The sequence below is a fragment of the Pseudomonas sp. TKO26 genome (assembly GCF_003225665.1).
Classification (GTDB): domain Bacteria; phylum Pseudomonadota; class Gammaproteobacteria; order Pseudomonadales; family Pseudomonadaceae; genus Aquipseudomonas; species Aquipseudomonas saponiphila.
Genome location: NZ_QKLN01000044.1, coordinates 31357 through 56647 on the forward strand (window position 1 = coordinate 31357; position 25291 = coordinate 56647).

Annotated in this window: 12 protein-coding genes and 1 pseudogene; 5 read left to right on the top strand and 8 right to left on the bottom strand. The window is 66.5% G+C overall.

Translation table 11 applies throughout. From position 1 onward, the window contains the following. Positions 1-12: 12 nt before the first annotated feature. The 7 genes from DNK59_RS31055 to DNK59_RS31085 form a co-directional block, all read right to left on the bottom strand. Entirely contained in the window at positions 13-1455 is a 1443-nt protein-coding gene (locus tag DNK59_RS31055) for a TIGR01777 family oxidoreductase (protein WP_092312495.1), read from the bottom strand. Between the two features lie 15 nt (positions 1456-1470). Continuing rightward, a complete protein-coding gene (locus DNK59_RS31060; protein WP_092312498.1) occupies positions 1471-1944 on the bottom strand; it encodes a hypothetical protein in 474 nt (157 codons plus the stop codon). Between the two features lie 77 nt (positions 1945-2021). Beyond that, positions 2022-2927, bottom strand: coding sequence for an alpha/beta fold hydrolase (locus DNK59_RS31065; protein WP_110725795.1), 906 nt, complete (start codon positions 2925-2927; stop codon positions 2022-2024). Between the two features lie 290 nt (positions 2928-3217). After that, on the bottom strand, positions 3218-3604 hold the full coding sequence (locus tag DNK59_RS31070; RefSeq protein WP_110725796.1) for a hypothetical protein: 387 nt from the start codon (positions 3602-3604) through the stop codon (positions 3218-3220). A 157-nt stretch (positions 3605-3761) separates the two neighbouring features. After that, positions 3762-4223 (bottom strand): cysteine hydrolase family protein, encoded by a 462-nt coding sequence (locus DNK59_RS31075; RefSeq protein WP_110725797.1) that lies wholly within the window; start codon positions 4221-4223, stop codon positions 3762-3764. Positions 4224-4279: 56 nt separating this feature from the next. After that, the gene (locus tag DNK59_RS31080) at positions 4280-4648 is read right to left on the bottom strand and encodes a VOC family protein (RefSeq protein ID WP_110725798.1); all 369 of its coding nucleotides are present in this window, start codon (positions 4646-4648) and stop codon (positions 4280-4282) included. Between the two features lie 127 nt (positions 4649-4775). Continuing rightward, positions 4776-5363, bottom strand: a complete 588-nt coding sequence (locus tag DNK59_RS31085) for a TetR/AcrR family transcriptional regulator (protein WP_110725799.1) — start codon at positions 5361-5363, stop codon at positions 4776-4778. 132 nt (positions 5364-5495) lie between these two features. Here DNK59_RS31085 and DNK59_RS31090 point away from each other — a divergent pair, with 132 nt between their 5' ends. Together DNK59_RS31090 and DNK59_RS31095 are read left to right on the top strand one after the other, a co-directional pair. Then, positions 5496-6668 (top strand): MFS transporter, encoded by a 1173-nt coding sequence (locus DNK59_RS31090; protein WP_110725800.1) that lies wholly within the window; start codon positions 5496-5498, stop codon positions 6666-6668. Positions 6669-6739: 71 nt separating this feature from the next. Continuing rightward, positions 6740-7480 (top strand): thioesterase II family protein, encoded by a 741-nt coding sequence (locus DNK59_RS31095; protein WP_110725801.1) that lies wholly within the window; start codon positions 6740-6742, stop codon positions 7478-7480. Between the two features lie 152 nt (positions 7481-7632). Here DNK59_RS31095 and DNK59_RS31100 read toward each other — a convergent pair whose 3' ends face one another. After that, positions 7633-8601, bottom strand: coding sequence for a siderophore-interacting protein (locus DNK59_RS31100; RefSeq protein WP_110725802.1), 969 nt, complete (start codon positions 8599-8601; stop codon positions 7633-7635). 211 nt (positions 8602-8812) lie between these two features. Here DNK59_RS31100 and DNK59_RS31105 point away from each other — a divergent pair, with 211 nt between their 5' ends. The 3 genes and pseudogenes from DNK59_RS31105 to DNK59_RS31110 form a co-directional block, all read left to right on the top strand. Then, positions 8813-19960, top strand: a complete 11148-nt coding sequence (locus DNK59_RS31105; RefSeq protein WP_110725803.1) for a non-ribosomal peptide synthetase — start codon at positions 8813-8815, stop codon at positions 19958-19960. 137 nt (positions 19961-20097) lie between these two features. Further along, positions 20098-21393 (top strand): annotated as a pseudogene (locus DNK59_RS32635) (condensation domain-containing protein); the annotation flags it as partial. Then, positions 21382-25291, top strand: a 3910-nt coding sequence (locus tag DNK59_RS31110) for an amino acid adenylation domain-containing protein (protein ID WP_371920329.1), incomplete at its 3' end; no start/stop codon positions are given. The pseudogene DNK59_RS32635 and the gene DNK59_RS31110, both read left to right, overlap by 12 nt.

Below are 25291 nucleotides of genomic sequence, written 5' to 3' on the forward strand. Positions count from 1 at the left end.
GCATTCCTCAGCTCAGGTCAGGTCGCGCAGGGCCGCGTCCAGGGTCGGATAACGGAAGCGGTAGCCGGCCTGCAGCAGGCGCGCGGGCACCACCTTCTGGCCGTCGAAGAACAACTCGGCCATTTCCCCGGCCAGGGCCCGTACCGGCGCTGCCGGCACATGCAGCCACACCGGGCGCTTGAGGATCTTGCCGACCGTGGCGGCGAAGGTGCCCTGGCTTACCGCGTCCGGCGCCACCATGTTGTAGGTGCCGGACAGCGACGTGTCGTTGATCGCCCGGGCCATCACCTGCAACACGTCGTCGCGGTGTACCCAGCTCATGATCTGTTGGCCATCGCCCATGCGTCCGCCAAAGCCGAAATGGAAGGGCAGCAGCAGCGGCTTCAGGGCGCCGCCGGGGCCGAACACTATGCCTAGGCGCAGCACTACCTGGCGCACGCCGAAGCGCGTTGCCGGTTCCGCCGAGGATTCCCAGCGGGCGCACAGGTCGGCCATGAAGCCTTCGCCGCGCTCGGCGTTTTCATCCAGGCTCTGGCTGGCGTCGCGCACCCCGTAGAAGCCGATGGCCGAAGCCTGGATCCACAGCTGCGGCTTGTGCCGGGCGTGTTGCAGCCAGTTGAGCAGGGCTTCGGTGGTGCCGACCCGGCTGGCCAGCAGTTGCGCCTGGCGCTTGGCCGACCAGCGTGGCCCGGCCACCGGAGCGCCGGCCAGGTTGATGATCACGTCGAAGGCTTCGCCGTGGCCAAGCTTGTCCAGCGAGCGCAGGCAGCGGGCGCGGCCGTCGAACAGGTAGGCGGCGCGCAGCGGATCGCGGGCCAGCACACTGACCGTGTGCCCGGCATCCAGCAGTTGGTTGACCAGGGTTTCACCGATAAAACCGGTGCCGCCGGTGACCAGCACCCGCTTGCCGGGCCCCCCCGTGAACGGGTTGCTGCCCAGGCCCTGGTGTTGCAGGCGCCAGGCGGCCAGGCCGTCGCGAATTCCCGAGGCTGTCACACCGACGGCAAACAGGCTCAGGGCCCAGCCTTGCCAACCCAGGTCGATGGGGCTCAAGGCACTGGGCAGGCGCGACCATTCCAGCAGTTGCAGGCCATACAGAGCGAAGAACGCCCCGGCGTTGATCGCCAGCACCGTGTGCATGATGCGTTCGATGGCCGGCAGCTTGCGGCTGCGGTCCTCGACCACGAAGTCCCACAGGGTCAGGCCGATTTCCAGAGCGAACAGCACCGCGATCACCAGCGCCCAGATGCCCTGGAACGCCAGGTGGGCGATGCCCATGAACAGCACGCCGTAGAAGCACGAGCGCAAGGCATGGATCGCCAGCTCCTTGCGCGCGCCATGGCGTTGCGGCAGGGCCACGGTGAGTTCGTGATGGTAGATCGTATCCAGGGCGCCGAGCACGCCCTGGGCGAGCAACAGGGCGATGGCCCACTGCAGGATTGGCAAATCAGCCACGATGGTGAAGTCCTTTTACGAGGGAAGACGGGAATGGCGGGCGTCGTGGCGTTGCAGCCACAACAGCGGCGGCAGCAGCACCAAGAGGGCGAAACTGTCGATCCACAGGTGCGCGGTCATGTTCATCTGCCAGGACAGCCACATGTCCTGGGGCGCCCACAGCACAATCCCGGCCATCAGCCAGGCCCAGGCCGCCGGCGCGCGCAGGCGGTTGCCCAGGTGCACCAGGCCCAGCAGGTACAGCGAGTAGCTTTGCAGGGTGGCGCCGAACAGGCCCAGCCACCAGATCTGCTGGGCTCGGGCCGGTGTCGGCGCGGCGGCGCCCCAGAAGGCCTGTTCGATGCTGCCGAGGTAGTCGTTGAACAGGCCGCTGTGGCCGGCCCAGGTCAGCAGCAGCCCGGCCAGCAAATGGCCGGCGCCGACGGCGTAGAGCCAGAGCACCAGGGCCCGGCGCAGGCCGGGGCGGGGAGAAGTCGCGGCGGGTAACATTCCATGTCCTGTGGGGGATCAAAGGCGCGAAGTGTACCGATTTTTCCCCCCTCGTGGCGTGCGCCTGTTGCCAGTTCTCAAGTGTTCTGAAGCAACTCCAGCAGCGCGTCGAGGGTGGCTTGCGGGGCCTCCTGGGGCAGGTTGTGGCCGACCCCGGGCAGGATCCGGCGTTGATAGGTCCCACTGAACAGGCCGATATCGGGGTCGGGCTCGATGGCCGGGCCGACCCCGTCGTCGGCGCCACAGAGGGCTATAGTCGGCACGCGGATGGGCGGTTGCGCCTGCAAGGCCTGCTCGATGCTTTCCAGGCTGGGGTCGCCGGGGGCGTAGCCGAAGCGGTGGCGGTAGGAGTGGATCACCACTTCGACGAAATCCGGGTTGTCGAAGGACGGCGCGGTGAGGCCATAGCACTGCGGTCCCTGCTTCCAGGTCGGCGACCACTGGCGCCATAACAGCTCGCAGAACGCCTGACGGTTGGCCGTCAGCCCGTCCACCCCGCGCTGGGTATTGAAGTAGTACTGGTACCACAGCCGGTGCTCGGTCTCCGGCGCCCTGGGTTCGCAGGCCCCGGGGATGTCCTGGATGTTGTAGCCGTCGGCGCTCATCAGGCCCTTGACCCGCTGCGGCCACAGCGCGGAGACGATGCACGCGGCGCGTCCGCCCCAGTCGTAGCCGGCGAGGGTGGCCCGGGGCAGGTGCAGCGCGTCCATCAGCTCCAGCAGGTCCCGGGCCAGTGCCGCCTGCTGCCCGGAGCGCATCACCTGGTCACTGACAAAGCGTGTCGGGCCGTAGCCCCGCAGGTAGGGAGCCACGACCCGGTAGCCGCGTTCGGCCAGGGGCGGGGCGATCTGGTCGTAGGCCCGCACGTCGTAGGGAAAACCGTGGAGCAGGATCACCGGCTCGCCAGTGGCCGGGCCGTGTTCTTCATAGGCAAGGTGCAGGCTGGGGGTAGTGACCTGATGCAGGGCGGCTGAGCTGGGCATGGCGACTCCGGGGCTGGGGGGCTTGCAACACCCTAGCTCAAAATGCGTTACGGGCGATCTACAGCGACTCGTGCGGGCCGCCCTCGTCGACTTGGAAACCTCGCTGAGCTACCTGCGCAGGCGGCTGAAGATCGGGTGCTAGTGGTACTCGACTGTTGATAGTCGGCAATGAACTGCCGACCCCACGCTTCGGGTGCATCGCTGAACGCGGCACCCAGGGTCAGATGGCTGAAGAGCAGGGCGCCAGGCGTTTGCATCGGCAGGGCTGCACTCGTGGGAATGGGCGGGATTCAGGCTTCATGCAGCCCGGCCGCGTCGCGCCAGTACAGGGTTGATTCGTATTGGAACGAGAGGATGAACATCGCCTCGCAGCTCGCGGCGATGGTTTCCAGCAGACGGCGGATTTCCGCAAGCGAACTGTGGCCTTCGGCCTCGGGGCCCTTGATGCGCAGATGGCAACGCAGGCCGACGCTGAAGTTGCAGCCCTTGCGGTCCTCGGCATGGATCTCGGGCTCGCGCGGCGACGCTTCGCTGCGCAGGCTCAGCCCGGACGGGAAGGTCGCCTGGAGGCCCCCGGGCACAGGGGCTTGCTCGGTGCCGAGCAGGTTTTCCAGCAAACGCCCGAGCAGCTCGGTGCTCAGGTGCTGATCGGCTTCCAGGTGCAGGTCCAGGCTCATGCGGGTGCCTCGGGAAAGGTGGAATCGAGGTGCGGATTCTAACGCCGTGCGGCCTGCCGGACAGCTTTCCCGACATCGGCCCGGATCCCCGGCGCCCCTAGGTGCTGGCTTGCCAGCGAAAGGGCCCGCCAGATCGCCTTCGCCGGCAAGCCGGCTCCTACAGATCGGTACTGCGGGCCAGGTGCTTGAAATGGTGCCGCCACAGGTCGATGCCCAGGCCGCCGCTGCGGTCCAGGGAGGAACCCACGGTCAGGTCGGTGAGCAGGGTCGGCTGCAGGCCGGCATCGAACAGGGCAAAGCCGGCGGCCAGGACACAGGTATCGGTCTGGATGCCGCACACCAGCACCCGCTCGGGGCCGAGGCTTTTCAGATAGTCGAGAATCTCTGGCGTCGGTCCGTAACCGTGCTTGATGAAGATCTTGTCGGCCGCCACCAGACTCTGGTCATCCGCCGCCGGTTGCCAGCCCAGTTGCCGGGCAAAGGGCGTGCGGCTTTCATCATGGCGTTCCACCGTGGCCACCGAGGGCATGCACCCGAGCAGGCGGTTGATGCCCTCCACCAGCCAGGGCGGCGGGTTGAAGCAGGGTTGTACGTCGATGATCAGCAGTGCCTGGTGCATGCCGTTGTCCTTGGGGCAGGGGCGAGGGGCGGCTCAGTGTGCCGATAAAAGTCGCTTCAGGCGAGAGGCGCTGGTTGGCGCAGGCCCATGCAGTTGCCCCACGGGTCCTGTACCTGGCAGATCCATTCGCCGCCTTCGATGGCCATCGGCCCGCGATACAGGCGCGCGCCCAGGGCGGTCAGGCGCTGTACTTCGCCGGGCAGGTCGCTGACGCGCCAATACACCACCGTGCCCGCCGGGCCCTGGCCGACCTTGGCGTCGCTGGGGACGATTTCCAGGGACAGGCCGTCGAGTTGCAAATGGCCGAAATCATCCGGCTCATGCACTACCCGGCGGGCCCGGGGAAAGGCCCGGGCGTACCCCAAGGTGGCGGCCCGCCAGTCGGCGGCGTGGATCATTACGGCGATGATCGGAGAATCGGGCATGGGGCGAATTCCATGGCGGTCAGGCACAAGGGGCAGGGGGGAGCAAGGTTGCCAGAGGCACTTGTCGCCATTCAAGCGTCGCCCGAGAGCAGGCGCGGTACGCGTCAGCACCCGTGGCAAGCGCAGTTCAGTGCCCCGGCCGCAGCCCGCGCAGCAGCAGTTCAAGCCCCTGCAGGGAGGCTTGCAAGCGTTGCTCTCCAGGCTCGGCGGCGGCAATCCACAGCGCCGCGTCCACCAGGCTGCCGTTGATCAGGCGCGCCAGGGCATGGCTCGGCGCGGGCTCGATCAGCCCGGCGGCGCTCAGGGCCTGCAAGCGTTGGCCCAGGGAGTCGATGCAATGTTCCTGCGCCGGCCGCCGCTCCCCCAGCACTGCCCGGGCATCCTGCAGGACGATGCGCTGGATTTCCGGTTCCAGGGCCATGTGCAGATAGGCCCGGCAACGCTCATGGAAAGCCTCCCAGGGATTGGCGATCTGAGCGGAGACGGCCTCCAGGCGCTCATCCATTTCACTGTCGATCTGCTCCACCACCGCCGCCAGCAGCCCTTGCTTGTCACCGAAGTGGTGATACAGCGCGCCCCGGGTCAGGCCGGCTTCGGCGGTCAGGTCGTCCATCGAGGTCCGGGCATAGCCCAGCCGGGCAAAGGCCTGACGGGCACTGGCAATCAGCTTGGCGCGGGTTTCCTCGATCATCTCGGCGCGGGGGCGGCTGCTCATGAAGACGCTTCTCCAATAAATGGCGGGTTGACATACGCGGCGTATGTTCTCATGCTTTTTAACATACGAGGCGTATGTATTTCTACTGCCCGGCCACTTATGGCAAGTTGCAGCCCCCAAGGAGTCGTTTCAATGGCAAACCCCTACCGCGAATTGTTCAAGGCCCCGGGCAGCCGTGCCTTCGTCCTGGCCGGGATGCTGGCGCGCATGCCGATCTCCATGACCGGCATCGGCCTGATCACCATGCTGGCCCAGTTGCACGGCGGCTACGCCCTGGCCGGCTCGGTGGCGGCGACCTTCGCCCTGGCCACGGCGTTCTGCGCACCCCAGGTTTCGCGCCTGGTGGACCGTTTCGGCCAGGGACGGGTGCTGCCGCTGGCGGCGACCCTGGGGGGCGGTGCACTGCTGGCCCTGCTGCTGTGCACGCGCCTGCAGGCCCCGCACTGGACCCTGTACCTGTGCGCCGCCCTGGCCGGGTGCATGCCCAGCATGTCGGCCATGGTCCGTGCCCGCTGGACCGAGCTGTACCGTGGCCAGCCGCAGTTGCAGACCGCTTACGCCCTGGAGTCGGTGCTCGACGATGTCTGCTTCATCATCGGTCCGCCGTTGTCGGTGGGCCTGTGCGTGGGCCTGTTTCCCGAGGCCGGGCCGCTGGGCGCGCTGCTGGCGCTGGCCCTGGGGGTGGGTGTGTTCGTCATGCAGAAAAGCACCGAGCCCCCCGTGCATCCCCATGAGCAGGGGCAGGGCGGCTCGATCATTCGTTCCGGGGAGATCCGCCTGCTGATGCTGCTGATGACCGCCATGGGCACCATCGTCGGGGTGGTGGACGTGGTCAGCGTGGCCTTCGCCCAGCAGCAGGGGCAGCCGGCGGCGGCGAGCATCGTGCTTTCGGTGTACGCCATCGGCTCATGCCTGGCGGGCATTGCCTTCGGGGCGCTGAAACTGGCCACGCCCTTGCCCCGCTTGTTCATGTATGGCGGCATCGCCACGGCCCTGGCCACTGTGCCGCTGCTGTGGGCGAGCAACATCCTCGGCCTGTCCCTGGCGGTGTTCGTCGCTGGGCTGTTTTTCTCCCCGACCCTGATCGTCGCCATGGCCCTGGTGGAGCGCAGCGTACCGCCGGCCAAGCTTACCGAGGGCCTGACCTGGCTGGTCACCGGCTTGAGCATCGGCGTGGCCCTGGGGGCCGCCGGTTCCGGGGCGCTGGTGGATCAGTTCGGCGCCCGCAGCGGTTTCTGGCTGGCCCTGGCCGGTGGCGCCGTGGTACTGGGGGCGGCGTTGCAGAGCTATCGACGGCTGCGCTGAAAGCTGCGGCGGACTAATTTGTCCGCCCCACGCCGCGTTCTCTTAACAGTCCATTCGTCGAGGGAATAACCGTGACCCAGTTGAACCTGCTGTGCCTGCCGTATTCCGGTGCCAGCGCCATGGTCTACAGCCGCTGGCGCCGCCAGTTGCCGTCGTGGCTGCACCTGCAACCGGTGGAGTTGCCGGGGCGTGGCAGCCGTTACGCCGAGCCCCTGCACACCGACCTGCGTGAACTGGCGCGGCAGCTGGCCCAGGAACTGCGCCCCACCCTGAACAGCCCCTACGCCTTGTTCGGCCACAGCCTGGGGGCCTTGCTGGCCTGCGAGCTGGCCCACGCCCTGCGCGCCCTCGGCTGCCCGGAACCGGTGGCGCTGTTCGCCTCGGGCACCGCCGCGCCGACCCTGCGCAGTGAATATGACCGGGGGTTTGCCGAGCCCAAGACTGACGCCCAGTTGATCGAGCAACTGCGCACCCTCAACGGCACCAGCGAAGAGGTGCTGGCCAATCAGGAACTGATGAGCCTGACCCTGCCGATCCTGCGGGCCGACTTCCTCCTGTGCGGAGGCTATCGACCGTTGCAGCGGCCCTTGCTCAACTGCCCGGTGCACGTCCTGGGCGGCAAGGCCGACCGTGCCACCAGCGAGCAACTGATCGGCTGGAGCAAGGAGACCCATGGCGGCTTCTCGGTGGACATGCTGGCGGGCGGGCACTTCTTCATTCATGAACACGAAGCCCGGGTGCTGAGCCTGATCAAGGGCCACCTTGAGGTGCAGCGCCGCCGTCACCTGCAACCGGCGGCCGTGGTTGTCTGAAGGCGCGTCGGGTTGCAGCGCCGACGCAGGCCGCGAACGTCCCGCAGGGACACAGGAAGCGCCCCACGCCGCAGTTGACGGTTGCTCGCCAGGCAAGGCCCGGCGGGCCTTTGCGTCGCTTCGCGGGCGCGGCAGCGGCTAGCGGCGCGGGCTTAACCCAGGGAACCGCCCAGGCGCCAGTAGCCCATCAGGGTCAGGTTGCGACGTTCCTGGCCGCGCTCGTTGATCAGGTGGCGGCGGATGCTCATCACCGTGGCCGACTCACCGGCCACCCAGGCGTAGAAGCGGTTGTCCGCCGGCTTGGCGGTTTCCCAGGGACGTTGTTCAGGGTCGCCTTCGGCCACCTTGAGCGGCCGGCGCCCGGCGCTGGCCGGCGGCAGCTCGGCCAACTCCCGGGCGGCATGGATCAGGGGTTCGCCATGTTGCGCCCCCAGCACGTCCCGGGGCAGCCAACTGAGCCGGGTCTGCGGATGGCACTGCAGGTCGACGCAGTCGCTCTCATGGGGCACCTCGATGAACACCTGCACATCCGGGTAGTCCGGATAGTCCTGCAACTCTTCGAGAATCCCGGCGATGGCCGGCAGCGCGGTTTCATCGCCCATCAGCAGCACCTTGCCAATGCCTGCTGGGGGCAGCCATTCGTAACCGCCGGGGTCGCCGCTGTAGGCCTTGTTCGGCACCACCATCTGCAGACAGTCGCCGGGCCGGGCATGGGTGGCCCAGGCCGAGGCCGGGCCATTGACCCCATGCAGGACGAAATCCACATCCAGCTCCGCCGGATGCAAGCGCAGCGCGCGGATGGTGTAGGTACGCATCGGTGGCTGCTGTTCGGCCGGCAACTGGCGCCGGGCCGCCTGCCAGTCGCCTTGCGCCGGCAGTTGCGGCGGCGTGCCGTCGGCCCCGGGAAACAGCAGCTTGATGCGCTGGTCCGGCGCCAGGGTGCGCGCCTGGGCGATGTCTTCGCCGCTGAACACCAGGCGCAGCATGGACGGGCTGAGCTCGATGCGCTGCTTGAGCTCGACGTTGATCAGGCGGTAGCCCTTGGGCCTGGCCCGGTCTACGCCGGTCAGTTTGCGCAAGCCTTGGGTGAGGAGGCCGGTCAGCGATTGGGCGGAGGTCATGGCAGGCACCTGCTGCAAGGGGAGGATAAGGAAGGAACGAAGGATGAGCCGGGTGATTTACTGCCGGCGGCGCCTGCCCAGGCATCCTGAGGCGCCCGCTAGCGGGTGGTCTGGGCGGTGCGCGGGGTTAATTTTCCCAAGCCTCCATCCGTTCCGTAGGGATGACCGAGCCAATGCTCGATACCCAACACGTAAGTACGGATGACTCCCGATGAATGCAGAAGACTCCTTGAAGCTCGCCCGCAGATTCATTGAACTGCCGCAGGAAAAGCGTCGGCTGTTCTTGAAGGCTCTGGACAAGGAAGGTGTCGATTTTTCTCTGCTGCCGATTCCTGCGGGAGTTGCGGTGCCTGATCGTCAGGCCTTGTCCTACGCGCAGCAGCGCATGTGGTTTCTCTGGCAGCTGGATCCGCAGAGCGCGGCCTACAACCTGCCCAACGCGGTCCGCCTGAGCGGGCCGCTGGACCGAGCGGTGCTGGCGCAGGCTTTCGACTGGCTGCTGGAGCGGCATGAGAGCCTGCGCACGATTTTTGCCCTGGAGGACGATGAGCCTCGGCAGGTGATCCAGGAAGCGCGGGTCGACATCGATTATCGGGATCTCTGCGACCTCGACCCGGCGCAGCGCGAAACCAGGGTGCAACAGCTGGCCGACGCCGAAGCGCGCCGGCCCTTCGATCTGCAACAGGGGCCTTTGCTGCGGGTCTGCGTACTGGGTCTGGGCGAGCAGGAGCACGTGATGCTGCTGACCCTGCACCATATCGTCGCGGATGGCTGGTCGATGGGGGTCTTGATCGAGGAATTCCTGCACGCCTACGACAACCTGCTCCAGGGCGAGGTGCCGAACGTCCCGGCGCTGCCGATCCAGTACCGCGACTACGCCCTGTGGCAGCGCAGCTGGCTGGAGGCAGGGGAGCAAGAGCGGCAACTGGACTACTGGCAGGCCAAGCTGGGTGACCAGCATCCGCCACTGAAACTGCCCACCGACCATCCGCGGTCGGCCCATTCCAGCCGCCAGGGGCGCCGCCTGGATTTTGCCCTGGAACAACCCCTGGCCCAGCAACTGGGCGCCCTGGCGCGTCAGCAGGGGGTGACCCTGTTTGCCGTGCTGCTGGCCGGCTTCAAGTTGCTGCTGTCGCGCTACAGCGGCCAGCAGGACATCCGGGTCGGGGTGCCGATCGCCAACCGCACGCGCGAGGAAGCCGAGGGGTTGATCGGCTTCTTCGTCAACACCCAGGTACTGCGCACCGAGCTGAGCCCGCAATGGACGGTGCCGCAACTGCTGGCCGACATCCGCGAGACTACCCTGGGGGCCCAGGCCCATCAGGACCTGCCCTTCGAGCGTCTGGTGGAAGCCCTGCACCTGGAGCGCAGCCTGAGCCACAGCCCGCTGTTCCAGGTGCTGTACAACCACCAGCCCCAGGTCACCGAACTGACCACCTTGCACAGCCGCTCCGGGCTGCAAGTGCAGGCCTTGCCACGTAACGAGCGCACGGTGCAGTTCGACTTGACCCTGGACACCTTCGAACGTGGTGGCCAGTTGCAGGCCGCCTTCACCTACGACTGCCAGCTGTTCGAAGCGCAGACCATCGAGCGCATGGCCGGCCACTGGCAGAACCTGCTGTGGGCAATGGTGCGCGAGCCGCAGGCGGCGATTGGCGAACTGCCGTTGCTCAGTGCCGAACAGCGCCAGGGCACCCTGGCCCAGGGCGTGGGTCCCCGGGAGGTGTTCGCTGCCGAGTCGGTGCTCGAACTCTTTGCCCGTCAGGTCGCCGCGCAGGCCGAGGCGCCGGCTCTGGTGTTCGCCGGGCAGTGCCTGAGCTATGGCGAGCTGGACCAGCGCGCCAGCCACCTGGCCACGGCGCTGGTGGCCCGGGGCGTAGGCCCGGAAGTGCCGGTGGGCATCGCCGTGGAGCGTTCCCTGGAGATGGTGGTGGGCCTGTTGGCGGTGCTCAAGGCCGGCGGCGCCTACGTGCCGCTGGACCCGCAATACCCCGAGCAGCGCTTGAGCTACATGCTGCAAGACAGCGGCGTACGCCTGTTACTGAGCGAGACGGCGGTGCAGCCGCGGCTGCCGCGGTGGGCCGGGGGCGAGGTGCTGTTGCTGGATCAGGCCCAGGCCTGGGCGCCGGTCAGCGAGGAGCAGGCGCCATTGCCCGGGATCGCGGCCGGGAACCTGGCCTATTCGATCTACACCTCCGGCTCCACCGGTGCCGCCAAAGGCGTGAGCATCACCCACGGCGCCCTGGCCAACTATGTGCAGGCGATCATCCAGCGCCTGCCGCTGGGGGCTGCGCGCACCATGGCCGTGGTTTCGACCATTGCCGCGGATCTTGGCCACACCACGCTGTTCGGTGCCCTGTGCTCCGGCAGTTGCCTGCATGTGATCGACCTGGATACCGGGTTGGACGCCGACGCCTTCGGCGCCTACTTGCACACTCATGAAATCGATGTCTTGAAGATCGTGCCGTCCCATTTGCAGGCGCTGATCAGCGGCGATGAGCCGGCCCGTTCCCTACCGCGCCAGTGCCTGGTGCTGGGCGGAGAAGCCTGTCCGGCGGCTCTGGTCCGCAGGATCGCGACCCTGGCACCGGAGTGCGCGGTGTTCAACCACTATGGCCCGACTGAAACCACGGTCGGCGCCCTGACCATGGCCGCCACCGGGCTGGCGGACGAGCGGGCCGTGGTGCCCCTGGGCCTGCCATTGGCCAATGTCCGGGCGCGGGTGCTGGATGCGTCCTTGCAACCGGTGGCGCCCGGCACCCCGGCCGAGCTGTACCTGGGAGGCGCCGGCCTGGCGCGGGGTTACCACCAGCGTGCGGCCTTGACCGCCGAGCGCTTCGTGCCGGACCCCTTCAGCGGCGATGGGCAGCGCCTGTACCGCAGCGGTGACCTGGCGCGCTATCTGGACGGCGGGGTTATCGACTACCTGGGCCGCATCGACCATCAGGTGAAGATCCGCGGCTACCGTATCGAGCTGGGGGAAATCACCGCGGCCCTCAAGCAGTTGCCCCAGGTCGAGGACGCCGTGGCCCAGGTGGTCAGTGTGGCGGGCGAGTCGCAAGTGGCGGCCTATGTGGTACTGGCCAAGGCTCAGGAGCCGGAGGCGGCGTGGCAGGCGATCCGTCGGCAACTGGCGCTGGCTTTGCCCGACTACATGTTGCCGATGCATTTCCTGGCGTTGGACGGCATGCCTTTGACGCCCAACGGCAAGCTCGACCTGCGGGCCTTGCCGCCGTTGCAGCAGCAGGCGCCGGTGGAGGCCTTTGTGGCGCCGGTCAGCGAGCTGCAGCAGGGCATCGCGGCGATCTGGCAGGCGGTGCTCAAGGTCGAGCGGGTGGGCCTGGGCGATAACTTTTTCGCCCTGGGCGGACATTCATTGCTGGCGACCCAGATCATGTCCCGGGTGCGACGCCTGCTGGCGGCGGACGTGCCGCTGCGGCTGCTGTTCGAAACCTCGCGCCTGGACGAGTTCGTCGAACAGGTCCAGGCCTGCGCGAGCGCCGCGGCACTGCCGCAGATCGAGGCGCTGGAGCGTGACGGGCCGCTGCCGGCCTCTCATGCCCAGCAGCGGCAATGGCTGTTCTGGCAGATGCACCCGCGGAGCACCGCCTACCACACGCCGATCGTGGTCCGTTTGCAGGGAGAGCTGGACCAGGCTGCCTTGCAGCAGACTTTCGATGCCCTGGCCCAGCGCCATGAAGCGTTCCGCACCAACTTCACCCAGCATCAGGAACGCCTGTGTCAGGTGGTGCATGCACAGGGCGCGATCAGCGTGGCCTGGGAGCGATTGACGCCGGGCCTGCCCCGCGAAGCCGTCCAGGCTCGCGCCCTGGAGGAGACCCAGCAACTGTTCGATCTGGAGCGCGGGCCCTTGTGCCGGGCCCGGGTGCTAGAGATCGCCGAGCAGGATTACCTGCTGGTGGTGACCTTGCACCACATCATTTCCGATGGCGCCTCCATGAGTGTGCTGGCCCGGGAATTCGTCGCGCTGTACCGCGGCTTGATCCAGGGGCAGGCACCGCAGTTCGAGCCGTTGAGCGTGCAGTACGCCGACTACGCCAACTGGCATCGCAGCTGGCTGGAGCAGGGCGAGCAACAGCGCCAGCTGGATTACTGGCGCCAGCAACTGGGGCTGGAGCATCCGGTTCTGGAGCTGCCTCTGGATCATCCACGCCAGGCGCTGGTCACCCACCGCCAGGAACGCATGGGCCTGCGCCTGCCGGCGGACCTGGAGCAAGGGCTGCGCCGGGTGGCGCGGGAACACGACATGACCCTGTTCCAGTTGTTCCTGGGGTCGTTCGCGTTGTTGCTGCACCGTTACTCCGACCAGCCGGATATCCGCATCGGAGTGCCGGTGAGCAATCGCCGCCACCAGGAAATGGAAGGGGTGATGGGCTTCTTCGTCAACACCCTGGTGATGCGCGTCGAGCTGGCGCCAAGCCTGCCGGTGGGGCAGTTGCTGCGCCAGGTCAAGGCCACGGCCCTGGCCGCCCAGGCCCATCAGGACCTGCCGTTCGATCGCTTGGTGGATGCGCTCAAGCCGCAGCGCGCGCTGGACCAGAACCCGTTGTTCCAGGTGATGTACAACCACCTGAGCATTGCCGGGGAAAGCACCGACGGCACCAGCCTGCCGGGCCTGCAAGCCGAGGAAATGGTCTTGCAGGGCGGTACCGCGCAATTTGACCTGACCCTGGAAACCCTGGAGACAGACGCCGGGATCAACGCGTCGTTGATCTATGCCGGCGAGTTGTTCGAGGTCGCAACCGTCGAACGCCTGGCCGACCACTGGCGCAACCTGCTGCAAGGCCTGCTTGAGCCGCAGCGAGCCCTGGGCGAGCTGCCGATGTTGGGTCAGGACGAGCAGCGCCGCATTCGCCAGGACTGGGACCACACCGATGTGCTCTACCCGACCCAGCGTTTTGTCCATCAGCTGTTCGCCGATCAGGCGGCCAAGGCCCCGGATGCGCCGGCGGTGTTTTTCGCCGAGCAGCGCCTGAGCTATCGCGAGCTGGATACGCAAGCCAACCAACTGGCGCACAAGTTGATCGAACTGGGAGTGGGCCCGGAAGTGCGGGTGGCCATCGCCATGCCGCGCTGCGCGGAAATCATGGTGGCCTTCCTGGCCGTGCTCAAGGCTGGTGGGGTCTATGTGCCGCTGGATATCGAGTACCCCCAGGACCGTCTGCGCTACATGATGCAGGACAGCGGCGCGTGGCTGCTGCTGACCCAGAGCCATCTGTTGGATCGCTTGCCGATTCCTGAAGGTCTGCCGACCCTCAGCGTCGAAGGCGCGGCTGATTTTGCGGCTTACCCGGTGATCAGCCCGCAGGTGGAACTGGCCGAGGAAAACCTCGCCTATGTGATCTACACCTCCGGTTCCACCGGCCTGCCCAAGGGCGTGGCGGTGTCCCACGGCCCGCTGGCCATGCACAGTTTGGCCACTGGCGAGCGCTATGAAATGAGCCCGGCGGATTGCGAGCTGCACTTCATGTCCTTCGCCTTCGACGGCTCCCACGAAGGCTGGATGCACCCGCTGATCTACGGCGCCAGTGTGCTGATCCGCGACGATAGTTTGTGGTCGCCAGAATTCACCTACGAGCAGATGCATCGTTACGGCGTCACGGTGGGGGTGTTCCCGCCGGTTTATCTGCAACAACTGGCAGTGCACGCCGAGCGCGACGGCAACCCGCCGGCGGTGCGGGTGTATTGCTTCGGCGGCGATGCAGTGCCGCAGGCCAGTTATGACTTGGCGTGGCGAGTGCTGCGGCCCAAGTACATCTTCAACGGCTATGGCCCGACCGAGACGGTGGTTACGCCGTTGATCTGGAAGGCCAAGGCGGGCGATCCGTGCGATGCGGCCTATGCGCCCATCGGCAATATCGTCGGCAATCGCAGCGCTTATGTGGCCGATGCCAACCTCAACCTGTTGCCGGTTGGCGTGGCCGGCGAGCTGTACCTGGGTGGCCTGGGCGTGGCCCGGGGTTACCTGGATCGTCCGGGGCTGACGGCCGAGCGTTTTATCCCTGACCCCTACAGCACCACTGGCGCCCGGCTGTACCGCAGCGGCGACCTGACCCGCTATCGCACCGATGGCTTGGTGGAGTACGTGGGGCGTGTCGACCATCAGGTGAAGGTGCGGGGTTTCCGTATCGAGCTGGGCGAGATCGAAGCGCGCTTGCTGGAGCAGGACCCGGTATTGGAAGTGGCGGTGATCGCCCAGCCCGGGCCGAGCGGCCAACAGCTGGTGGGCTATATCGTGCCGGTGGATGCCGAGGTGGCGTTGAGCAACGAGCGTCAGGCGCCGTTGCGCGAAAGCATCAAGGCGCGCCTGCGCGAGAGCCTGCCGGACTACATGGTGCCGACTTATTTGCTGTTCCTCGAAGCGCTGCCGCTGACACCCAACGGCAAGCTGGACCGCAAGTCGCTGCCCAAAGTCGATGCGCAGTTGATGCAGCAGACCTACGTGGCGCCGCAAAACGACCTGGAACAACAGATCGCGGCGATCTGGGCCGATGTGCTGAAACTTGAACAGGTGGGCGTCACCGACAACTTCTTCGAGCTGGGTGGCGACTCGATCATCTCGATCCAGGTGGTCAGCCGTGCGCGGCAGGCCGGTATCCGCTTCACCCCCAAGGACCTGTTCCAGCACCAGACGGTGCAGGGGCTGGCCACGGTGGCGGAGCAGGGCGAGGGCGGTTTGCAGATCGACCAGGGCCCGGTGCGCGGGCAGATGCCGCTGCTGCCGATCCAGCAGTGGTTCTTTGACACCCCGGTGCCGGAGCGTCACCACTGGAACCAGTCGGTGTTGCTCAAGCCGCTGAAGCCTCTGAGCGCCCAGGCACTGCAGCAGGGCTTGCAAGCCTTGCTCGAACACCATGACGGCCTGCGCCTGAAGTTTGTCGAAGAAGGCCCAGCCTGGATCGCCACTTATGCTCCGCAGGGGCAGGTGACTGCGGCGCCGTTGGCGGCGATGCAGGCCGATGCGCTGCTGTGGCTGGCGGACGACGCCACTGAGGATTCGCTGCAAGCCCTGTGTGATACCGCGCAACGCAGCCTCGATCTGCAACAGGGGCCTTTGCTGCGTGCCGTGCTCTTCACGTTGCGTGATGGCACCCAGCGTCTGCTGCTGGCCATCCATCACCTGGTGGTGGACGGGGTGTCCTGGCGAGTGCTGCTGGAGGACCTGCATCAGGCCCTGGTACAGCAGGCCGCCGGGCAAGTCATCAAACTGCCGGCCAAAACCAGCTCCTCCCAGGCCTGGGCCGGGCAATTGCAAGCCTATGCCAACAGCGCGGCGCTGCAGCAGGAGCTGGGTTACTGGCAGGCGCAACTGCAGGGCGTCGAGTCGGACCTGCCTGGTGACCGGACAACGGATCAGGCGGTGATCGAGGACGCACTGAGCGTCAGCACCGAACTGGACCCGAGCTATACCCAGCGTCTGTTGCAGGACGCGCCGGCAGCCTATCGCACCCAGATCAACGACCTGCTGCTCACCGCCCTGGCCCGGGTCATCACCCGCTGGACTGGTGAAAGCAGCGCCCTGGTGCAACTGGAAGGCCACGGCCGCGAAGAGCTGTTCGACAGCATCGACCTGAGCCGCACCCTGGGTTGGTTCACCAGTGTGTTCCCGGTGAAACTGACGCCGCAGCCGGCCCTGGCCGATTCGATCAAGCACATCAAGGAACAGCTGCGGGCGGTGCCGAACAAGGGCATCGGTTATGGCGCCTTGCGCTACCTGGGGGATGCCTCTGCGCAGGCGACGCTGGCGGCCCTGGCGGTACCGCGCATCACCTTCAACTACCTGGGCCAGTTCGATGGCAGCTTCGATGAGCCGGATGCCTGGTTTGCCCCCAGCGCCGAAGCCAAGGGTGCCGATCAACACGCCCTAGCCCCGCTGGGCAACTGGCTGAGCATCAATGGCCAGGTCTATGGCGGCCAATTGAAGCTGGGCTGGACCTTCAGCCAGGCGATGTTCGATACCGCCACCATCCAGCACCTGGCGGATGACTACGCCCGGGAACTCAAGGCGCTGATCGAGCACTGCAGCCAGCCCGAGCAGCGTGGCGCCACGCCGTCGGACTTCCCGCTGGCCGGCCTGAGCCAGCAGCAACTGGACCAGTTGCCACTGGCCCTGGCCGAGGTCGAGGACCTCTATCCGCTGTCGCCGATGCAACAGGGCATGCTGTTCCACACCCTCTACGAGCAGGGCGCGGGCGACTACATCAACCAGTTGCGGGTGGACGTGGATGGGCTCGACCCCGAGCGCTTCCGTCAGGCCTGGCAGGCGGCGATCGACAGCCATGACATTCTGCGCAGCGGCTTCCTCTGGCAGGGCGAACTGCCGGCACCGATCCAGGTGGTGCACAAGCGTATCCGCCTGGACTTTGTCGAGCATGACTGGCGGACGAACGAGGCCGTGCCGGCCGCCCTGGATGGCTTGGCCGAGGAAGAGCGCCTGCGGGGTTTCGACCTGCTGGCCGCGCCGCTGTTGCGCCTGACCCTGGTGCGCACCGGTGAGCAGCGCTACCACCTGATCTACACCAACCACCACATCCTGATGGACGGCTGGAGCAACTCACGGCTGCTGGGGGAAGTGCTGCAGCGCTATGCGGGGCAGTTCGCGAGCCATGCGCCCGGGCGCTACCGCGACTACATCGCCTGGCTGCAACGCCAGGACGCCCAGCTCAGTGAGACCTTCTGGAAACAGCAACTGGCGGATCTGGATGAGCCGACCCGACTGGCCCAGGCCATCGGCCGCGGTGGCCAGGCTCCGGCCGGCCAGGGCTATGCCGCCCATCAACAACACCTGGACCTGCAACAGACGCAACGCTTGAGCGAGTTCGCCCGCCAGCAGAAGGTCACGGTCAACACCCTGGTGCAAGCCGCGTGGCTGTTGCTGCTGCAACGCTACACCGGGCAGGACAGCGTGGTGTTCGGTGCCACCGTGTCCGGGCGCCCGGCGGAACTCAAGGGGGTGGAGCAGCAGATCGGGTTGTTCATCAACACCCTGCCGGTGGTGGCTGCGCCGCGTCCGGACATGCCTGTCAGTGACTGGCTGCAGGTGGTACAGGAACGCAACCTGGCCCTGCGCGACTTCGAACACACCCCGTTGTATGACGTGCAACGCTGGGCCGGCCTGGGGGGCGAGGCGCTGTTCGACAACATCCTGGTGTTCGAGAACTACCCGGTGTCCGAGGCCCTGGCCCAAGGCGCCCCCGCACAGTTGAGCTTTGGCCTGGCAGCCAACCATGAGCAGACCAACTATCCGCTGACCCTGTCGGTCTACTTGGGGCAGACCCTGGCGTTCGACTACAGCTATGCCCTGGAGCATTTCGCCGAGGCGAACATCCGGCAACTGGCGGGCTACCTGGAGCAGGTGCTCATGGCGCTGGTGGAGCAGCCGCAGTCGAGCATCGGCGAGTTGGCGCTGACTGGCGCTACCGAGCGCCGCTTGATCGAGGAGCAACGCAGTCGTACTCCGGCGCGTGACCTGTCGCCGCTCTGTGTCCAGCAGTTGATCGAGGCCCAGGCCGAACGTACCCCGGATGCGGTGGCATTGCTGTGTGCCGGCGAACAACTGAGCTATGGCCAGTTCAACCAGCAGGCCAACCAGTTGGCCCATAAGCTGATCGAGCGGGGCGTTGGTCCGGATGTGCGGGTGGGCATCGCCGTGGAGCGCGGGCTGGACATGATCGTGGGCCTGCTGGCGGTGCTCAAGGCCGGCGGCGCCTACGTGCCGCTGGACCCTGAATATCCTCAGGAGCGCCTGCACTACATGATGCAGGACAGCGGGATTGAGCTGCTGTTGACCCAGACACCGCTGCTGGAGCGCCTGCGCGACGGCGTGGAGGTACCCCACCTGTGCCTGGATCAGCAGGACCTGGACGACTATGCCCGGAGCAACCCGCAACCGCGGGCGCAGGGTGCCAACCTGGCGTACGTGATGTACACCTCCGGCTCCACCGGACGGCCCAAGGGTGTGGATATCAGTCACAGCGCCTTGAGCCAGCATGCCCAGGTGTCCCGGGACTACTTCAGCATGAGCGCGGCAGACCGTGGCCTGCAGTTCTCCACCTTCAACTTCGATGCCTTTGTCGAACAGCTGTACCCGGCACTGATCTGTGGCGCCTCGGTGGTGATTCGCGGCAAGGAGCTGTGGGACAGCGAAACCTTCTACCGTGAGCTGATCGAGCAGGGCATCAGCATCGTCGACTTGAGCACCGCCTACTGGTTCATGCTCGGCAAGGATTTTGCCGCCCGGGAACCCCGTGATTTCGGCCGCCTGCGCCAGCTCAACCTGGGGGGCGAAGCCATGCCGGCAGAAGGCGTGGCGGCGTGGAAGAAGGCCGGCCTGAGACACGCCTGCCTGCTCAACACCTACGGCCCGACCGAGGCCACGGTGAGCGTTACCGCCCATGACTGCAGCCGCTACCTGCAGGACGGGCAGGCGTTGCCGAGCCAGATGCCGCTGGGCAAGGGTCTGCCGGGGCGCTCCATCTACCTGCTGGACACCAGCGGCAACCTGACCCTCAGCGGCGCCACCGGCGAGCTGATGATCGGTGGCGAGTTGCTGGCCCGGGGTTACCACAACCGTCCGGGCCTGACCGCCGAGCGCTTCATACCCGACCCGTTCAGCCGCGACGGCGGGCGCCTGTACCGCTCCGGCGACCTGGCCCGTTATGACGCCCAGGGCGTGATCGAGTACGCCGGGCGCATCGACCATCAGGTGAAGATCCGTGGTTTCCGTATCGAAATGGGCGAGATCGAAGCGCGGCTGCTGGAGCTACCGCTGGTACGCGAGGCGGTGGTACTGGCCCAGGAGGCAGCCGGTGGTCCACAGCTGGTGGCCTACGTGGTGGCGGCCGCGGGCGTGGCGGCGGAGAGCCCGGAACAGCAGTCGCAGTTGCGCGAGCAATTGAAAGCGGCCCTCAAGCAGGCGCTGCCGGACTACATGCTGCCGGCCCATCTGCTGTTCCTCGCGGCCCTGCCGTTGAGCCCCAACGGCAAGCTGGATCGCAAGGTCCTGCCCAAGGCCGACGCCAGCCTGTTGCAGCAGGCCTACATCGCTCCACAGAGCGAACTGGAACAGCAGGTCGCGGCGATCTGGGCCCAGGTGCTGGAGGTCGAGCAGGTGGGCATGAACGATAACTTCTTTGAACTAGGTGGGCATTCCTTGTTGGTAACCGCGATGGTCTCTCGAGTCCAGCTCAAGCTTGGACGCCAGGTCAGTGTGCATATGGCGTTTGAATTTCCCTCCCTGGGGCTGTTCGTCAGCCAGTTGCAGATGACGCCCGGCCAGGTGCAAGACGCCGACCTGAGTGCGCTGGAACTGTTGCTCGACGAAATGGAGGCTGTGTAATGGACAACATCACCGCGTTGAAAATTGTCAAAGGCTTCATCCTGCTGCCCCTGGAAAAACGCAAGGTCTACCTGCAGAAGATGCTCGAACAGGGCATCTCCCCGGCCAACCTGCCGATTCCCGAGGTGCGCCTGAGCCAGGAGCACCTGCCGCTGTCCTATGCCCAGCAACGCCAGTGGTTCCTCTGGCAACTGGCGCCCGAGAGCACGGCCTATCACATTCCCAAGGCCCTGCGCCTGCGCGGGAAGCTGAATGTCGAGGCCTTGCAGCGCAGTTTTGACAGCCTGATCGCCCGCCATGAAAGCCTGCGCACGCATTTTGTCGAGGCGGCCGATACGGCGCTGCAGGTGGTCGCCTCCGAGGCGCGCCTGGAACTGGTGCGCCAGGCACTGCCGGCGCAGGCGAGCGAACAGCAGATCCATGCGGCCGTGCAGGACTTCGTCCAGGCCCAGACCCGGCAGCTGTTCGATCTGCTGGCCGGGCCGCTGCTCAGGGTCGGCCTGTTGCAGGTGGCCGAGGATGACCATGTGCTGGTCCTGACCCAGCACCACATCGTCTCCGATGGCTGGTCGATGCAGGTCATGGTGGAGGAGCTGATCGCGCTCTACATCGGTTACTGCCAAGGGCAGACGGCGCCGTTGCCGGCGTTGCCGATCCAGTATGCCGACTACGCCCTCTGGCAGCGGCACTGGATGGAGGCCGGTGAAAAGGACCGGCAACTGGCCTACTGGACGGCGCAATTGGGCGGCGAGCAGCCCTTGCTCGAACTGCCTCTGGATCGTCCGCGCCCCGCGGTGCAGAGCCATCGGGGCGGGCGCCTGGAGCTGACCCTGGAGCAGCCGTTGAGTGAGGCCCTGGGCAGCCTGGCCCAGCGGGAAGGGGTGACCCTGTTCATGCTGTTGCTGGCCTCTTTCCAGACCCTGCTGCACCGCTACAGCGGCCAGGCCGATATCCGCGTCGGGGTGCCCATTGCCAACCGCAACCGGGTCGAGACCGAGCGCCTGATCGGCTTCTTCGTCAACACCCAGGTGCTCAAGGCCGAGATCGACGGGCAGATGTCCTTCAGCCAGCTGTTGCAGCAGGTACGCCAGACCGCCCTGGCGGCCCAGGCGCACCAGGACCTGCCGTTCGAGCAACTGGTGGAGGCCTTGCAGCCGGAGCGCAGCCTGAGCCACAACCCGCTGTTCCAGGTGATGTTCAACCACCAGGTGCAAGCGCTGGGCGCGGGCAAACCCCTGAACCTGCCGGGCCTGAGCATCGAGGCCCTGGACTCCCAAGGGCAGTCGGCGCAGTTCGATCTGACCCTGGACACCGTGGAAACCCAGGGCCGGATCGCCGCGTCCCTGGTCTATGCCACCGATGTGTTCGACGTCGCCACCATCGAGCGCCTCGCCGCCCACTGGCGTCATTTGCTGCAAGGCGTGGTCAGCCAGCCGCAGCAGCGCATCGGCCTGTTGCCATTGCTGGGGGCCGACGAGCAGGCACAGATCCTTGACCAGTGGAATCCTCGGCAGCAGGCATTCCCTTCCCGGGCCTGCGTCCATCAGCTCATCGAGGCCCAGGCCGCCAGGGCGCCCCAGGCCATTGCCCTGACCTTCGCCGGGCAGAGCCTGGACTACCAGCAGCTCAACGAGCGGGCCAACCGCCTGGCGCACAAGCTCATCGAGCAGGGCGTGGGCCCCAATGTACTGGTGGGGCTGGCGGTGGAGCGCAGCCAGGAGATGGTCATCGGCCTGCTGGCGATCCTCAAGGCCGGCGGCGCCTATGTGCCGCTGGACCCGGCCTATCCCCAGGACCGCCTGCAGCACATGATGCAGGACAGCGCCATCGCCTTGCTGCTGACCCAGGAGCATCTGCTGCAGGGCTTGCCGGCGTTTGCCGGCAGTACCTGGTTGCTGGAGCAACCCCTGGACGGCTACCGGGTCGACAACCCCGAGGTCGGGGTAACACCCGAGGACCTGGCCTACGTGATCTATACCTCTGGCTCCACCGGCAAGCCCAAGGGCACCTTGCAGCCGCACCACAACGTCCTGCGCCTGTTCGCGGCCACCCGGCAGTGGTTCCACTTCGGTGCCGAAGATGTCTGGAGCCTGTTCCACTCCTATGCCTTCGACTTCTCGGTGTGGGAGATCTTCGGCGCCCTGCTGTACGGCGGGCGGCTGCTGATCGTGCCCCAGGAGGTGGCGCGCTCGGCCCAGGAGTTCTACCCACTGCTCTGCGCCGAAGGCGTGACGGTGCTCAACCAGACGCCGTCGGCGTTTCGTCAGTTGATGCACGTGGCCTGCAGTGCCGAGGCGGAGCATCGGTTGCGCTACATCGTGTTCGGCGGCGAGGCCCTGGAGGTCAATACTCTGCAACCCTGGTTCCAGCGTTTCGGCGATCAGCGCCCCCAGCTGGTGAACATGTACGGCATCACCGAAACCACGGTGCACGTGACCTACCGCCCCTTGACCCGGGCAGACCTGAGCCTGACGGGGGCCAGCCCGATCGGCGAGCTGATTCCCGACATGTCCTGGTACCTGCTGGACGGCAACCTGCAACCGGTGCCCAAGGGCTGCATCGGTGAGCTGTACGTGGGGCGTGCGGGGCTGGCCTGGGGCTACCTGAACCGTGGTGATCTGAGTGCGGCGCGGTTTGTCCCTGACCCGTTTGGCGAGGCCGGTGGGCGGCTCTACCGCACCGGCGATCTGGCGCGTTATCAGGCCGACGGTTCGATCGGCTACATCGGCCGTATCGACCATCAGGTGAAGATTCGCGGTTTCCGCATCGAGCTGGGGGAAATCGAAGCGCGGCTGCTGGAATTGCCAGCGGTGCGCGAGGCTGTGGTGCTGGCTCCGGAAGGCCCCGACGGGCCGCAACTGGTGGCCTATGTGGTGCCCGCCGAGCTGGACTGGAACAGCCAGGACCCGGTTGCCGGGCAACAGCCACTGCGCGATGGCATCAAGGCCAGGCTGCGCGAGCACCTGCCGGGCTACATGGTGCCGGCTCATGTGCTGTTCCTCCAGGCACTGCCCCTGACCGCCAACGGCAAGCTCAATCGTAGTGCCTTGCCGGCCATCGACGGCAGCCAGTTGCAGCAGGCCCATGTGGCCCCGCGCAGCGAGCGTGAGCAGCAGGTGGCGGGGATCTGGGCCCAGGTGCTGAAGCTGGAAAAGGTCGGCTTGAGGGATAACTTCTTCGAACTCGGTGGGCACTCGCTGCTGGCCACCCAAGTGATGTCGCGCATCCGTCAGGAACTGGGGATCGAAGCGCCGCTCAAGTGGCTGTTCGAAGGCGAGACGCTGGAAGATTTCGTCCGCCTGCTGGGGGCGCAAACCACCGAACAACTGCAACCGATGCCCCTGGTGGACCGGCAACAGCCGCTGGCGGTGTCCTACGCCCAGGAACGCCAGTGGTTCCTCTGGCAACTGGACCCTGACAGCAGCGCCTATCACATCCCCATGGCTTTGCGCCTGCGGGGCACCCTGGATCTTCAGGCCCTGCAAAGCAGTGTCGACGCCTTGATCGCCCGCCATGAAACCTTGCGCACCGGCTTTGTCGAAGGTACCCAGGGCCTGACCCAGGTGGTCGCGGCACCGGCCAGTTTGCCGATCAGTCAGCAGGACCTGTCGTTGCTGGTGGAGGCTGGCAACGCCGATGAGTTGATCAAGCAGGTGATCGCCGCACAGGTCGGGCAGACCTTCGATCTGCGCCAGGGGCCGCTGTTGCGGGCCACCCTGGTGCGCCTGGCGGCGGACGAGCATGTGCTGGTGCTGGTCCAGCACCACATCGTCTCCGATGGCTGGTCGATGCAAGTGATGGTGGAGGAACTGATCCAGCTCTATGGCGCCCATTGCCAGGGGCAGCCGGCCGAGCTGCCGGCACTGGCGGTGCAATACGCGGACTACGCGGCCTGGCAACGCCAATGGATGGAAGCCGGTGAGCGCCAGCGGCAGCTGGACTACTGGTTACAGCAACTGCAAGGCGACACCCAGGTGCTGGATCTGCCCCTGGACCATCCGCGACCGTTGCAGCAAAGTCACCGGGGCGCGCGCCATGGCATCCGCCTGGACGGCGCTTTGCCGGCCGCCCTGAAACAACTGGCCCAGCGCGAAGGGGTCACGCTGTTCATGCTGTTGCTGGCCTCGTTCCAGGTGCTGCTGCACCGCTACAGCGGTCAGGCGGACATCCGCGTCGGCGTGCCCACGGCCAATCGTAACCGGGTCGAGACCGAGCGCCTGATCGGCTTTTTCGTCAATACCCAGGTGCTCAAGGCCGAAGTTGACGGGCAACTGAAGTTCAGCGACTTTCTGCGTCAGGTCAAAACATGTGCACTGGAGGCCCAGGCGCATCAGGACCTGCCTTTCGAACAGTTGGTGGAAGCCCTCAACCCGGAGCGCAGCCTGAGCTACAGCCCGCTGTTCCAGGTGATGTTCAACCACCAGGCCGCCGCCCGCCAAGGCGCTTTGGCCCTGGAGGTTCCGGGGTTGCAGGTGCAGATGCTCCAGGGCGATGACAGCACGACCCAGTTCGACCTGACCCTGGACACCTTCGAGTCCGAGGAGGGCCTCTGGGCTTCGCTGACCTACGCCACCGACCTGTTCGAGGCGTCCACCATCGAGCGTCTGGCCCAGTCCTGGGTGCAGTTGCTGCAGGGTATTGTCCTGCAGCCGCGCCAGCGTCTCGGGGACTTGCCGTTGCTGGGGGCTGCCGAGCAGCACCAGCTGCTGCATGAGTGGGCACCGGCCACCGGTGAGTTCCCCAGCGATGGCTGTGTGCAGCAACTGGTGGAAGCACAGGTACAGAAAAGCCCCGACGCCGAAGCGTTGTTGTTCGCCGGCCAGCGCCTGAGCTACCGGGAACTCAATGCCCGGGCCAACCGGCTGGCGCACAAGCTGATCGAACTGGGCGTGGGGCCTGAAGTGCGGGTGGGCGTGGCCCTGCAACGTACCCCGGAAATGGTCGTGGCGCTGCTGGCGGTGCTCAAGGCCGGTGGCGCCTATGTACCGCTGGACCCGGATTATCCGCAGGATCGTCTGGCCCACATGCTGCGCGACAGTCAGGCGCAGATCCTGTTGACCGAAAGCGCCTTGCTGTCGCTGCTGCCATCCGTGGAATCCCTGCAGACCCTGCAACTGGATGCCCAGCCGGGCTGGCTGGACGCGTATTCGCCGGAAAATCCGCCGCAGCGAGCTACTGCGGACAATCTGGCTTATGTGATCTACACCTCCGGCTCCACCGGCCTGCCCAAGGGTGTGGCGATCGCCCATCGCAACGTGCTGGCGCTGATCGACTGGTCGAACCGGGTGTACAGCACCGATGACCTGCAAGGGGTGCTGGCCTCCACCTCGA

Bases quoted from the DNA above. Each gene is read 5' to 3' on its own strand.
- DNK59_RS31060 (WP_092312498.1), bottom strand. From the start codon at position 1,944: ATGTTACCCGCCGCGACTTCTCCCCGCCCCGGCCTGCGCCGGGCCCTG.
- DNK59_RS31065 (WP_110725795.1), bottom strand. From the start codon at position 2,927: ATGCCCAGCTCAGCCGCCCTGCATCAGGTCACTACCCCCAGCCTGCAC.
- DNK59_RS31070 (WP_110725796.1), bottom strand. From the start codon at position 3,604: ATGAGCCTGGACCTGCACCTGGAAGCCGATCAGCACCTGAGCACCGAG.
- DNK59_RS31075 (WP_110725797.1), bottom strand. From the start codon at position 4,223: ATGCACCAGGCACTGCTGATCATCGACGTACAACCCTGCTTCAACCCG.
- DNK59_RS31080 (WP_110725798.1), bottom strand. From the start codon at position 4,648: ATGCCCGATTCTCCGATCATCGCCGTAATGATCCACGCCGCCGACTGG.
- DNK59_RS31085 (WP_110725799.1), bottom strand. From the start codon at position 5,363: ATGAGCAGCCGCCCCCGCGCCGAGATGATCGAGGAAACCCGCGCCAAG.
- DNK59_RS31090 (WP_110725800.1), top strand. From the start codon at position 5,496: ATGGCAAACCCCTACCGCGAATTGTTCAAGGCCCCGGGCAGCCGTGCC.
- DNK59_RS31100 (WP_110725802.1), bottom strand. From the start codon at position 8,601: ATGACCTCCGCCCAATCGCTGACCGGCCTCCTCACCCAAGGCTTGCGC.
- DNK59_RS31105 (WP_110725803.1), top strand. From the start codon at position 8,813: ATGAATGCAGAAGACTCCTTGAAGCTCGCCCGCAGATTCATTGAACTG.